Raw genomic sequence first — 13,473 nt, 5'->3', positions numbered from 1 at the left:
CCCCGCTTCGAGCTTGACTTGAGCCATGATTCGGTCTTCTAGCCTTTTCTGAACAAGGATTCGGTCCTTCGGTCAATTCCGAAGAATGATCATGCGCTCGATCATCAGCCCGCGCAGTATCTATCACGACGTCGGTGCAGTGCACAATCGGCCGGTCGCGGCGCCGGCGCCGCCCGTTCTCGATTCGCACAACAAAGTATCCTGGCGGAATTCGGGCAGGACGCCGCACGGCAGCGGCCTCCCCGAGGGGGGGGTGCGATGAGCCGGCGGGACAGGGTCTTCACACTCCTGGTGACCGGAACCGCCATCCTGGCTCCGTTGCCCTACGGCTCGATCGGGCCGAAGGCGGTGGTGATCGCTCTCGCGGCACTCGCGATTGCTCTGCTCCTCGCGCCGCCCCGCATGGTCGATTGGTCGCGGATGCGGCTGGCCGCGCCGGCTCTGACGCTCATGGCGGCCTACAGCCTGATCGCGCTTCTCCAGAGTACGCCGGGTGCCCTGCCGGCGGCCGAGATCTGGTCGGCCGCCGCGGCCTTGCTCGGTGAGCCCGGGGTGCCGAGCTTCTCGGTCGATGCCGACAGGACGCGCTTCGCGATCGGGTATGCCCTGCTTCTCGCCCTCGCGCTCGCCGGCGGTCTCGGGCTGGCGCAGATCGCGGGGGGAAGTCGCCGCCTGCTGGAGGCACTCGGCCTCGCCGGATTGGTCTACGCGCTGCTCGGCCTTGTCATGCAGCTCGCCGTGCCGGGCTACGTCCTGTTCACGCCCAAGCGCACCCACCTGGCCAATCTCACCGGGACGTTCTTCAACCGTAACACCGAAGCCGCCTTCCTCGGCTTCATCCTCATGATCCATCTCGCCCTGATCGGCGCCTGGATCCGGGCGGAGTTGCCGTTCCGGCCAAATCTCCTGCGGGACGCGGCCCGGTTCCGGGCCGGCGGCCCTCTGACGCTGCGCCTCCTCGCGGTCGTCCCGATCCTGACCGCACTGATGATGACGGGTTCGCGGGCGGGCATACTGACCTCGCTCACCACCGCCGCGTCCGCCACGGTGGTGATGGCGATTCGGCTGCCCGGCCGCGGTCGTCGTCTCCGGGCGCGTCGTGCACGCCGCATTGCCGCCCTGGCGGTGGTTCCGCTCGGGCTGATCCTCGCGATCGGCGGCGCCGGTCTCGAGGCACGGATCCGCGACGAGGGCCTGACCGACACCGAACGCTACCTCACCTATGCAGGCTCGGTCGATCTCATCGTCGAGCGTTGGCTGGCCGGCCACGGCGCCGGCACTTTCGAGCTGATCTTTCCGGCGAAGCGTCGGGCCGAGTCGTCGATGCTGGGCATCTGGAACAAGGCTCATTCCACGCTGATCGAGATCGCAGTCGAGGTTGGGGTGCCCTTCGCACTCTGCGTGCTCGCTGCCTTCGCCGCCGCCGTCGGTCAACTGGCGCGCGCAGCCTGGCGTGAGCCCTCGCGGCCGATCCTGCTCGTCGGTGCGGTTGCGCTGGTCCAGTCCGGCCTCCATTCCCTCGTCGACTATCCGTTGCAGATCCCGGGCTTCGCCCTGCCCGTGGCTGTCGTCGTTGGCGCGGCGCTGGGGGCGGCGGCGCGGGTGCGCCGCGAAGACCGCGTCGGGTCGTCGGCAGGCGCGGACATGCGGGGCGCCTCGGCCGGCCAGGGTGCCGCCGCAATGCCGCCTGGCTTCTCGCGCACGCGGCTCGTGTTGCATTTTTTTCTGCGATGCAGCAAGATGCGACGCGTCGAGTAAATCGCAGGACGTTCCATGTCGTGCCGCAGAGATGCGGACCGTCCTGTATGGTGATAGACGCAACGGTCCGGCTCTGGTCCGTTGATTCTGCCGGATGCGCGGTGGGCGAATCTTGGCGCTACGGAAGGGTCGGTATGAAGATCGCTGTCTATGGTCTTGGATATGTTGGTCTGACGGCTGCTGCTTGCCTGGCGAAAGACGGCCACGACGTGCTCGGCGTCGACGTCAGCGCCGACAAGGTCGCCAAGACCAACGGGGGGATCTCGCACATCGCCGAGCCGGGTCTGGAGGACCTGCTCAAGCAGGCGGTTGCGCAGGGACGTTTGCACTGCACAAATCAGCCCGATGAGCAGATCAACGATTGCGATATGGCGATCGTCTGCGTCGGTACGCCGAGCCGGCCCGACGGCTCTCACAACATGGGCTATATCGCCGAGGTCTCGCGGCAGATCGCGGCCGCCGTCAACCCGGAGCGCCGCACGCCGCTGACGGTGGTCTACCGCTCCACGATCCGCCCCGGGACGATCGAAGGGCTGATCGCGCCGATCTTCGAGGCGGCGCTGGGCGCCGGTTCCAGCGCCTTCGAGCTGGTCTACAACCCCGAGTTCCTGCGCGAGGCGGTGGCGATCAAGGATTTCTTCAATCCGCCCAAGATCGTGATCGGCACCCATGATGGCAAGGCCAATGCCCGCATGGACGAGATGAACAAGAACCTCGACGCGCCGGTGTTCTACACCCGGTTCCGCGAAGCCGAGTTCACCAAGTTCGTCGACAATACCTTCCATGCGGTCAAGGTGGCATTCGCCAACGAGATCGGGCGGCTGTGCATGCAGCTCGATATCAGCGCGCGCCAAGTGCACGAGATCTTTGTCTCCGACACCAAGCTCAACATCTCGCCTTATTATCTCAGGCCCGGCGATGCTTTCGGCGGCTCGTGCCTGCCCAAGGATGTGCGGGCACTGCAGTACATCTCGGCCGATGTCGGGGCGCATACCCATCTCATCGACTCGCTGTTGCGCTCGAACGAGGCCCACAAGCATCATCTCTTCGAGCACTGCACCGCAGGTCTCAAGCCGGGAGCCCGGGTCCTGATGATTGGGCTCGCCTTCAAGCTCGGAAGCGACGATCTGCGCGAGAGTCCGAAGATTGACCTTGCGCGCAAATTGCTTCAGGCGGGCTACGCGCTGTCGGTCTACGATCCCGGCCTCAAGCCGCGCCAGCTCGTCGGCCAGAACCTCGGCTATGCTTTCGCCTACCTGCCGAATCTACCCAACATCCTGGTGTCGGACGAAACCGTGACGGGCACGCACTACGATGTCGTGATCGATACCAACGGCACGGCGGGGCGGCTGTCGCTGAAAGCGAATCGCGTCGTGGACATCAACACCTTGTCCTGACGGATCATAATTCCCGCAAGCGAATGGTCTCCGGGGTCCCATCGGGCGTCGGAGACGGATATTGGACGGCGCCGTCGGACATCCGAGGCGTTGGAGGCGACTGACGAGCCGAGATGAGAGCGATCGACACCGTCGAGAAGGCTGACGACGAGAGCACTGCGCCGCGCGCAGTCGCGTCGTTGGCTGGCAAGCGCATTCTGATAATCGTCGAGAACCTGCCGGTCCCATTCGACCGTCGCGTCTGGCAAGAAGCGAGGGCGCTGCGCGCGGCCGGTGCCGAGATCACCATCATCTGCCCGGTCGGCAAGGGCTACGAAGCGCGGGAGGAGGTGCTGGACGGCATTCGCATCCTGCGCCATCCCTTGCCGGCCGAAGGCGATTCGGCGCTCGGCTACCTTAAGGAATACGCGGCCGCGCTCTGGTGGGAGAGCGTGCTCGCCTGGAAGATCTTCCTCGGGCGCGGCTTCGACGCGATCCACGCCTGCAATCCGCCGGACCTGATCTTCCTGGTCGCGCTGCCGTTCAAGCTGCTCGGCAAGCGATTCCTGTTCGACCACCACGATGTCAACCCGGAACTCTACGAGACCAAGTTCGGAAAGCGTGATTTCTTCTGGCGACTGATGGTGCTGTTCGAGCGGCTCACCTTCATGGCGGCCAACGTCTCGATCGCCACGAACGAGAGCTACAAGCGCGTCGCGATCGAGCGCGGCGGCATGAAGCCGGACGACGTCTTCGTGGTGCGCAGCGGCCCCGACCTGTCGCGGGTCAAGCCGGTGCCGCCGAATCCGGCCTGGAAGAAGGGCCGGCCCTACATGGTCGGCTACGTCGGCGTCATGGGTCCGCAGGAGGGCATCGACCTGCTGCTCAAGGCGGTCGCCCATCTCGTGCATGAACGCGGACGAACCGACATTCAGTTCTGCCTCGTCGGCGGCGGTCCCAGCCTCGCCTCGTTGAAGGAACTCTCGGTCGAACTCGGCGTCGACGACTACGTGACCTTCCTCGGCCGGGCGCCGGATGCGGAACTGTTCGAGGTGCTCTCAACGGCTGACGTCTGCGTCAACCCCGACCTCGTCACTCCGATGAACGACATGTCCACCATGAACAAGATCATGGAGTACATGGCCTTCAGCCGGCCGATCGTGCAGTTCGAGGTGCGCGAGGGGCGTTACTCGGCCCAGGAAGCGTCGCTCTACGCGCGAAGCAACGATTCGGTAGACCTCGCCGACAAGCTCGTCGAGCTTCTCGACGACCCCGAACGCCGCCGCAGCATGGGAGTGTTCGGCCGCGAGCGCGTCGAGACGCAGCTCTCCTGGAACCGGCAGGTCGAGGTGCTGGTGCGCGCCTACGAGCGCCTGTTCGGGATCGAGGCGCCGCTGATGGCCGGGAGAGCTGGCGGCACCGCATTTCGCGAGATCCGTGCCACGCCGTGGCTATCGGGCGAGCCGGAGGGGCCGGCTGAGGGCGGCGTGTTCATCGCCTGGAAGCCCGACTGCTTCCGCTCGCTGATGACGGCCCGCAGCCTCGGTGCCGACCTCTGGCTGATCGCGCCGTTCGGCGGCCGTCAGGCATGGCGCAAAGCGCTGCGCTACGTCGCCTCCTTCTTCATGACGCTCGCCCTGCTCTACGCTCGCCGGCCGCGTTACGTGCTGATGCTCAACCAGCCCCTGCCGCTGTTGGTCGCCGGCGCCCTCTACGCGATCCCCTTCCGGGTGCCCTTCGTGCTCGACGGTCATTCGAACGCCTATGTGCCCAACCGGTCGGGCCTTGCCGCCCGCCTGTTCGGATATCTCACGCGCCGGGCGCTGTTCACCGCCAACCACAACCGTCGCGATGCGAAGGCGGTGACCGCGATGGGCGGACGCTCGGTGCTGGTGCCGGAGATCCCCGGCGAGATGGCCGTGCCGACCGATGCGTCGCCACTGGTGCTGCCGCGGCCCTCGGTGCTCGTCGTCTGCTCATTCGCCAACAACGACGAACCGGTCGAGATCGTCTGGGAGGCCGCCCTCGCGCGGCCGGGCGCGACGTTCTACGTCACGGGCGATCATCGCAAGGCTGATCCAACGGTGATGGCCAACGTGCCGGGCAACGTGGTGCTGCTCGGCTTCGTCAGCCGCGAGGACTTCATCCGCCACATGGCGGCGGTCAGCGTAGTCGTCACACTCTCGACACGGTCGCATATCATGCAGACTGCAGTCGAAGAAGCACTGTCCCTCGGGGCCCCCCTGATCACCAACCGATCCGAGATCATCGAGGAGGTGCTCGGTGATGCGGCGCTCTTCGTCGATCTCACCGCTCCGTCGTTGATCGCGGCGCTCGATGCCACGCTCGCGGACGAGGATGGCTACCGCCGCAGGATGTTGGCGCGCCGCGAGGCGCGCCGCGCCAACTTGCGCAGCACGCTCGCCAATCTGCGCGCCGAGTTGTTCGCCTGACCGGACGCGAATCGGGGAACACAGTGTCGCTCAGATGGTATGTCAACCGGCTGCGCTCGATGAGCGTCCCGGAAATCGCCTTTCGCGTCAGAGAGCGCGTCGCCATGGTGACGGCTCGCGGCCGATTGGATGATTGGGCGCGCTACCCGGCCGAGGGCACGGCGGCTCCGGTCATACCAGGATTGAGGGCGGCGCTCGACGCGCGGGCTGACGAGATGGCGGCGCGGCGGATCGCGGTCGCGGCGCAGTCATTGCTCGCGGGCGAATACGCGACGCTGAGCGTGACGTGGCCGCGCCGCGACCCGGCGCGTCTGTTCGACCCCGAGATCTGGCGGCTCGATCCCGTATCGGGCGAGACGTGGCCCGGATCCGAAAAATTCTCTTTCGACATTGCCTATCGTCACGAGCGGCGGCTCGGCGACATCAAGTACGTCTGGGAGTTCAACCGCCTCCAGTTCCTTCAGACATTGGCTGCCCACGTCGCCTTGGAGGGCGACCGGGAGGGCACCGCGCTCGCAGCGATCGAGGACGCAGTCGAAAGCTGGTACGAGGCGAACCCGCCGTATCGCGGCGTCGCCTGGAACTCCGGCATCGAACTGGCACTTCGCTCGATCAGCCTGCTCATCGTCACTTCGCTCTGCGCGGATCGGCTGTCCACGGACACGATCGTGCGCATTCGCCGAATCCTGCGCGCCCAAGGGGCCTGGATGAAGCGCTTCCCCTCGCGCTTCAGCTCGGCGAATAACCATTTGGTCGCGGAGGCCGCCGGCGAGTTCCTGATCGGGCTCTGCTTCTCGACCTGCGCCGAAACCGTTGCGGAGGCGGCGGCGCTCGAGACCGGTGGCCGCCGGATATTGGAGGCCGAGGCTGAGAAGCAGATTCTCGCCGACGGCGTGCCGGCCGAGCAATCGCCGACTTACGGTGCCTTCACCGCCGAGTTCTTGCTGCTGTGCCTGCGCGCCGCGGACGCCGCGGGACGTCCCCTCGCACCCGCCGTCGGAGAGCGCTTGACGCTCTTTGCGAACTTCATCGCCACCCTTGCCGACGGGCGCGGCGAAGTGCCGGCGATCGGCGACGACGATGAGGGCAAGGTCGTCGCCCCGACGGGTGAGGAACACCGTTACGCCGCCGCGATCGCTTCGGCCATCCTGGCGGGAACAGGGCAGGGGACGAGGACGGCGGCCGAGGCAGGTGGCCTACGGGCGCTGCTGCTCGGTGCGGCGGATCTGCCCGACCGCTCCGGGGGCGGACTCGTGCAATTTCCCGAGGGAGGCTACAGCGTGGTGCGCGAGCGCCGGGCGGGACGTGCCCTGGCGCTCGTCCTCGACCATGGTCCGCTCGGCTATCTCTCCATTGCGGCGCACGGGCACGCCGACGCGCTCGCCGTGACGTTGACCCTCGACGATGTCCCGGTCTTCGTCGATCCCGGCACTTACCTCTACCATGCCGGCGGTAAATGGCGCAGCTTGTTTCGCGGTACTCTTGCCCACAACACGCTGGCGTTGGACGAGACCGACCAGAGCATCATTTCCGGCCCGTTCAACTGGTCGCATAAGGCCCACGCCCGGCTCGACGAGGCCGCCAAGGGCGCGCAGTGGTCTCTGCGCGCCTCCCACGACGGCTATGTCGGGCGCTTCGGGGTCCGTCACGAGCGCGCTGTCGCCGCGACCCCGGACGGATTCCGCATCACCGACCGCTTGGTCGGCACACCCTGTGATGCAAGCGTCGCTGTCAGTTTCGTCCTCGCGCCCGGTTGTGTCGCGCGCCGGGAGGAGGGCATGGTCATCGTCCAGTTGCCCGAGGGGCGGCCGGTAACTCTATCCTGTAATCATCCCGATGGCCTCGCCGTGCTGGGACCAGAGACCGAGCAGGCTTGGCATTCAAGCCGCTTTGGTGAGAAGCATCCGACGACTGCCATCCGCTGGTCCGGAGTCCGGATGCCGGAAGCACTCGTGTTCGATATTCGGCTCTAAAGGAGGCGATCGGTGACGGACCGACTGGTCAGGCAGCCTGCGCGTCCGAGCCGGTCGGCATCCAGTTCCAGGGCAGCAGTTCAGCCAAGCGCTTGGCGGGCTGATCGGCGATGCGCGTGAGCATGTCACGCAGATAGGTCTCTGGGTCGAGCCCGTTCATCTTGGCCGTCTCGATCAGCGTGTAGAACGCGGCCGCGCGCTCGGCTTCCAACTCGGATCCGGCAAACAGATAGTTCTTGCGCCCGACCGCCACGCCGCGCTCGCTCGGCCGCGTTGCTATCGAGCGCCAGACGCCCGTCGTCGAAGGCGCGCATGAGCGCCGGCCAGCGCGCCAGCATGGTGCGCAACTAAACCGGCCGGGCACGTAAGTCGAGGCTCTCGGTGATGTCCTCGCCGATCCGGCGCAGCGCCCCGCCGCAGTCCGGGCAGGCGCAGGGACCGGCGTGAACCACGCTCTCGCGCGGCAGATGCGCCGGCAGGTCCTGCCGGGCCGGCCTGCGGCGTGCGGCCTTCGCCTCGGCGACGACCGGTGCGCCAGCCAGACGCTCGGCCTCGTCGACCTCCAGCACCTCGATGGCCAGTTCAAGCTGCTTGAGGCGCGCCGAGCTTCTCGGAGGAGGTGCCGAACCGTACCCGCTTCAGCCGGGCGAGCTCACCGCGCAGCTTCTCGATCAGGTGCTGGCGTGGACGGCTTCGCGCGCCATGCCGACGATCAGACGCTTGAGCGCGTTGACGTCGTCGGGCAGCAAGGCAGGATCGGGAGCCATGCCAGCAGCTTAGCTCTCACGGAGAGCGGTCGCCACAGGCCGGGACCCTGGACGCTATCGCCTCTGTAGTCTCCCGCCTCAGCCCGCGAGCGTCGGCCGGTCGTTGCGCAGCGGCGTGCGCAGTCGATCCCCTTCAGCGGCATGGCGAACTGGGCCGGCGTCAGGCGGCCGCGGCACCGGCGGGCGGCCGGCCAGACGAAGCGGCCCTTCTCCAGGCGCTTGGCGAACAGGCCCGGACCCTGGTCGTCCCACCACGGCACCTTGATCAGGTGCCCCTGACGCCCGCGGAACACGAAGGCCTGCCCCGAGAGCGGGTCGTGCGCCAGATGGTCCTGGACGAGGGCGGCTAGCCCGTCGAAGCCTTGTGCATGTCGGTGTGCCCGGTGGCCGGCCAGACGCGCGAGCCTGACGGGACCCGGATCATCGGCCAAGCAGCGCCGCGATCGCGCCCTGCAGGAGCGTCAGGTCCGCACCGGCCCCGGCCCGCACGCGATGCCCGTTGGATAGCTCGATCTCGATCACGCGCGACCCCGTGCGCGTCTCGGCTGCCGCGCCGGTGGGGAGTGGCAGTGCGAGCGGGATGAAGGTCGGCCGGGCGCAGACTGCCGGGGCCTGCTGCTCGGCCAGCATGGCGCGCCGCCACCGGAACAGCAGGCTGGAATGCAGACCGTGTCGGCGCGCCACCGCCGACGCGGTCGTGGCGGGATCGTCCGCCTCGGCCGGGATGGCGCGCTTCTGCTCAGGCGACCAGGTTCGGCGCGTGCCCGCAACAACGACATGAGCAGGGTTCGTCATAGGTCCAGACACAGGGCCGATACGGCGTCATTCGACGCCAACTCCTCTATCCAGAGCACAGCAGGACCCGCACAAGGCGGTGTCACTGAGCGCTTACCGTACGCTCGACCCGGACGGCGTGTCGCTGGGACTGGGCGCCGCCTTCCGGCAGGCTTGCGCGGCCTACAATCCATAAGCGGACCGCAGCGGCCTCACCGCTGCAGGATGCGAGGACGACCGCAAAGCGTCAGCCTGAGCGGACGGGGTTATCGCGGGTCGCCGCAAGAGCGATGCCTGCAGCAGGGTTACTTTTTGCTTTTATAAATCAATAGCTGTCTCTCCAATGTCTTAGGCGCTTTAAATACTAAAAAGAGTCGTCAAAACCGTATTTGGTCCGGAAGGAATAAGTGCGATCGAGATCATAAACAATGTTGTTACGATCATCCGCTGATATGAGCCTACGAAACAAAGCCAGGCCGTGCCGATCTCTCCGTGAACATCATTGCGGATTAGGCCGGATTTTGGCCTGCCAGAGGCAAAAGCCAGCATGCCCACCGTCATTGCGAAGAACACCATCATCTCGGTCGACGATACGCTCTACAACGTCCAGATCGCGGGCGAGCCCTGGAGTCTGCTCCGGATCGCTCCCAATAGCTACCGCTTCGAGGTGCGTGCTGGCGACACCTGGGTGAGCGACCCGTCGAACAAGAACCGTTCCGAGATCGCGATGCGCTCGGATATCGCCGATGGCAGCAAGATCGGCGTTTCCTACACGATGATGGTCGAGCCGGGCGCGGCCAACACCGCGAACTTCACGATCCTCGGCCAGTTCCACCAGAGCGAAAGCGGCGGCGGCAAGGGGCTCGCACCGCCCTTCGCGATCGGCCTCGAGGGCGACAACATGGTCGTCAAGGTCGCCTACCGCGATGCGACCGGGAAGGACGTGGTCGAATCGATCTTCACGGATCGCGCCCCGATCCAGCGTGGCCACGCCTACGACTTCGATATCCAGGCGAGCTTCGATCCCGACGGTTCGGGCCACATCGCCGTGATGCGCGATGGCGTCAAGATCGTCGACTACTCGGGCAGGCTCGGTTGGCCCGGTCAGACCGGCGTCTACTGGAAAGAGGGGATCTACCGTGGCGATGCGCCGGAGACCCTCGCGGCCGTCTACAGTGACCTCGATGTCAGTGTCACGCCCGGCACCATTGCCCCCACGCCGGCCGGCCCGGTGACCTACAACCAGTACGACGGGAGCGGCCGGATTGCCGCGACGGTGACGACGCAATCCGATGGCGCGAAGATTGTGACATCCTTCGACGCGTCCGGCGCACTCACCAAGGTTGTCGAGACGGGCGCCAAGGGCGATCTGACCATCACGACCTACGGCATCACCGGCAAGAGCTACGTCAGCGAGACGGTCGCGTTCGACGCGAGCGGGAAGATCGTCTCGCTGTCGGGCCGCCACGGCGACGGCAGCCTCGACTACCAGCAGATCCGGCACGCGGATGGCTCGCTGGACAATTGGCAGTACGACGCCAAGGGGGCGGCGACCCGCCACGAGGTCGTGGCGGCGAGCGGGGCGCGCGAGGTCTACGAGTACGCCGTCCCCGGCAGCAAGACGGCATCGGGCCACCGCTCCTACGACGCGCAGGGCGTGCTGCGCCTCTACGAGCAGAGGAACACCGACGGCTCGCTCGCCCTGACGCAGGCCTGGAACATGAACGGCTCGACGCTGGTGAGCAACTACGCCGCCGGCAATGTCCTCAGCCAGACGACGCTGACCCGCGCGGATGGCAGCCGCGACGTCTCGGACTTCAACGTCACGGGCCGGACCTACACCAGTGCCGTCTCGCACTACGACGCGAAGGGCGTGCTCACGGCCGTCGAGCGCAAGCACGCCGACGGCAGCCTCGACTACAGCTTCGTCAAGGATGCCGGCGGCACCACGGCCAAGATCTACAACGCCACGGGTCTTCTGACCAAGACCGAGATCGTGGCGACGAGTGGCGCGCGCGAGGTCTACGACTACACCGTCCCCGGCAGCAAGACGGCGTCGGGCCACCGCTCCTACGACGCGCAGGGCGTGCTGCGCCTCTACGAGCAGAGGAACACCGACGGCTCGCTCGCCCTGACGCAGGCCTGGAACATGAACGGCTCGACGCTGGTGAGCAACTACGCCGCCGGCAATGTCCTCAGCCAGACGACGCTGACCCGCGCGGATGGCAGCCGCGACGTCTCGGACTTCAACGTCACGGGCCGGACCTACACCAGTGCCGTCTCGCACTACGACGCGAAGGGCGTGCTCACGGCCGTCGAGCGCAAGCACGCCGACGGCAGCCTCGACTACAGCTTCGTCAAGGATGCCGGCGGCACCACGGCCAAGATCTACAACGCCGCAGGTCTTCTGACCAAGACCGAGATCGTGGCGACGAGTGGCGCGCGCGAGGTCTACGACTACACCGTCCCCGGCAGCAAGACGGCATCGGGCCACCGCTCCTACGACGCGCAGGGCGTGCTGCGCCTCTACGAGCAGAGGAACACCGACGGCTCGCTCGCCCTGACGCAGGCCTGGAGCACGAACGGCTCGACGCTGGTGAGCAACTACGCCGCCGGCAATGTCCTCAGCCAGACGACGCTGACCCGCGCGGATGGCAGCCGCGACGTCTCGGACTTCAACGTCACGGGCCGGACCTACATCAGTGCCGTCTCGCACTACGACGCGAAGGGCGTGCTCACGGCCGTCGAGCGCAAGCACGCCGACGGCAGCCTCGACTACAGCTTCGTCAAGGATGCCGGCGGCACCACGGCCAAGATCTACAACGCCACGGGTCTTCTGACCAAGACCGAGATCGTGGCGACGAGCGGCGCGCGCGAGGTCTACGACTACACCGTCCCCGGCAGCAAGACGGCGTCGGGCCACCGCTCCTACGACGCGCAGGGCGTGCTGCGCCTCTACGAGCAGAGGAACACCGACGGCTCGCTCGCCCTGACGCAGGCCTGGAACATGAACGGCTCGACGCTGGTGAGCAACTACGCCGCCGGCAATGTCCTCAGCCAGACGACGCTGACCCGCGCGGATGGCAGCCGCGACGTCTCGGACTTCAACGTCACGGGCCGGACCTACACCAGTGCCGTCTCGCACTACGACGCGAAGGGCGTGCTCACGGCCGTCGAGCGCAAGCACGCCGACGGCAGCCTCGACTACAGCTTCGTCAAGGATGCCGGCGGCACCACGACCAAGACCTACAACGCCACGGGTCTTCTGACCAAGACCGAGATCGCGGCGACGAGTGGCGCGCGCGAGGTCTACGACTACACCGTCCCCGGCAGCAAGACGGCGTCGGGCCACCGCTCCTACGACGCGCAGGGCGTGCTGCGCCTCTACGAGCAGAGGAACACCGACGGCTCGCTCGACTACGTGAAGACCTGGAAGGCCGACGGTTCGACGCTCGCTACGGATTACGACGACCGGGGCAATTTCCTGTCGAGCGCTTCCACGACCGCGGCCGGCAAGATCGACTACACGGTCACGAAGGTGGCGGATGGCACGGTGACAAAGTTCTACGACGCCGCCGGATCCCTGGCCAAGGTCGAGAATCGTCACATCGACGGCACCCGTGACGTTTACGATTACGCCTTCGCCTCGAGAAGCGTAGCCTCAGTCCACCGCGCCTATGACAGCTTCGGCACGATGACGCTCTACGAACAGTGGGATGCTGCCGGCAAGCTCCAGACGACCAAGGCCTTGCAAAGCGACGGATCGAGCGTCAGCTCGACTTACGATCCCACCGGCGCGTTGACCTCGATCCGGACGGACTATGCTGTCGTCGCGATCGGTTCCGGCTCCTCCGTCTTCGATCCCGCTATTGCCTCCACCCACAGCCTCTACAAGGCCGGACAGGTGACCAAGACGGAGAACGTCCTTGTGGATGGGGGCCGGCAGATCTTCGATTACGGGATCACCGATCGCGCCTATGTTGCGACGGAGCGGACCTATGACGAGGCCGGTACCCTGACTGCGATGGCCACCGTCGATGGAAAGGGCAACAAGACGGTTACGGGCTACACGGCGGACACGTTGCTCTGGGGCGGCACGGGCAACGACGTTTTCTCTCTCGTCAACGGCGACACGGTCGTGTTCAACGCCGGGTTCGGCAATGACACCGTGCGCAACTTCATCGCCGGCGAAGCGGGACGCGACGTGCTGGCGTTCGACCACGCGCTCATCCAAGACTTCGCACATCTGGATATGCAGCAGAATGGGGCCGACACCGTGATCAAGGTCGCCAACCACGGCTCAGTCACGCTCCAGAACGTGGCGATGACCGCGCTGAACCAAAGCGATTTCGCATTCTTCTGAGATCGCGCT

Annotated in this window: 7 protein-coding genes and 3 pseudogenes; 5 read left to right on the top strand and 5 right to left on the bottom strand. The window is 66.4% G+C overall.

What is annotated here, in order from left to right; genetic code table 11:
• The first annotated feature begins 258 nt into the window (after nt 1–258).
• The 4 genes from ACE101_RS22280 (at nt 259) to ACE101_RS22265 (ending at nt 7,560) form a co-directional block, all read left to right on the top strand.
• Entirely contained in the window at nt 259–1,758 is a 1,500-nt protein-coding gene (locus ACE101_RS22280) for an O-antigen ligase family protein (RefSeq protein WP_379134232.1), read from the top strand.
• Nucleotides 1,759–1,892: 134 nt separating this feature from the next.
• Nucleotides 1,893–3,155, top strand: coding sequence for a nucleotide sugar dehydrogenase (locus ACE101_RS22275; RefSeq protein WP_379134229.1), 1,263 nt, complete (start codon nt 1,893–1,895; stop codon nt 3,153–3,155).
• A gap of 113 nt (nt 3,156–3,268) precedes the next feature.
• Nucleotides 3,269–5,587, top strand: a complete 2,319-nt coding sequence (locus tag ACE101_RS22270) for a glycosyltransferase (RefSeq protein WP_379134226.1) — start codon at nt 3,269–3,271, stop codon at nt 5,585–5,587.
• 23 nt (nt 5,588–5,610) lie between these two features.
• Entirely contained in the window at nt 5,611–7,560 is a 1,950-nt protein-coding gene (locus ACE101_RS22265; RefSeq protein WP_379134223.1) for a heparinase II/III family protein, read from the top strand.
• Nucleotides 7,561–7,588: 28 nt separating this feature from the next.
• Here the strand turns inward: ACE101_RS22265 and ACE101_RS22260 are convergent.
• The 5 genes and pseudogenes from ACE101_RS22260 to tnpA form a co-directional block, all read right to left on the bottom strand.
• A pseudogene (locus tag ACE101_RS22260) lies at nt 7,589–7,895 on the bottom strand (transposase domain-containing protein); the annotation flags it as partial.
• A gap of 12 nt (nt 7,896–7,907) precedes the next feature.
• On the bottom strand, nt 7,908–8,012 hold the full coding sequence (locus ACE101_RS22255) for an IS66 family transposase zinc-finger binding domain-containing protein (protein ID WP_379138848.1): 105 nt from the start codon (nt 8,010–8,012) through the stop codon (nt 7,908–7,910).
• A gap of 9 nt (nt 8,013–8,021) precedes the next feature.
• A pseudogene (locus ACE101_RS22250) lies at nt 8,022–8,147 on the bottom strand (IS66 family transposase); the annotation flags it as partial.
• Nucleotides 8,148–8,500: 353 nt separating this feature from the next.
• Nucleotides 8,501–8,758, bottom strand: a pseudogene (tnpB, locus tag ACE101_RS22245) (IS66 family insertion sequence element accessory protein TnpB); the annotation flags it as partial.
• A complete protein-coding gene (tnpA, locus tag ACE101_RS22240; protein ID WP_379134220.1) occupies nt 8,748–9,122 on the bottom strand; it encodes an IS66-like element accessory protein TnpA in 375 nt (124 codons plus the stop codon). The gene tnpA and the pseudogene tnpB, both read right to left, overlap by 11 nt.
• A gap of 526 nt (nt 9,123–9,648) precedes the next feature.
• Between tnpA and ACE101_RS22235 the strand changes: the two genes are divergently transcribed.
• Nucleotides 9,649–13,464, top strand: coding sequence for a heparin lyase I family protein (locus tag ACE101_RS22235; protein WP_379134217.1), 3,816 nt, complete (start codon nt 9,649–9,651; stop codon nt 13,462–13,464).
• Nucleotides 13,465–13,473: the final 9 nt, after the last annotated feature.

It is taken from the genome of Methylobacterium carpenticola (assembly GCF_042748905.1).
GTDB classification, from domain to species: Bacteria; Pseudomonadota; Alphaproteobacteria; order Rhizobiales; family Beijerinckiaceae; genus Methylobacterium; species Methylobacterium carpenticola.
The sequence above is the reverse complement of the archived record's forward strand: the minus strand, read 5'-3'. Positions and strand labels throughout refer to the sequence as shown.

Bases quoted from the DNA above. Each gene is read 5' to 3' on its own strand.
- ACE101_RS22280 (WP_379134232.1), top strand. From the start codon at position 259: ATGAGCCGGCGGGACAGGGTCTTCACACTCCTGGTGACCGGAACCGCC.
- ACE101_RS22275 (WP_379134229.1), top strand. From the start codon at position 1,893: ATGAAGATCGCTGTCTATGGTCTTGGATATGTTGGTCTGACGGCTGCT.
- ACE101_RS22270 (WP_379134226.1), top strand. From the start codon at position 3,269: ATGAGAGCGATCGACACCGTCGAGAAGGCTGACGACGAGAGCACTGCG.
- tnpA (WP_379134220.1), bottom strand. From the start codon at position 9,122: ATGACGAACCCTGCTCATGTCGTTGTTGCGGGCACGCGCCGAACCTGG.
- ACE101_RS22235 (WP_379134217.1), top strand. From the start codon at position 9,649: ATGCCCACCGTCATTGCGAAGAACACCATCATCTCGGTCGACGATACG.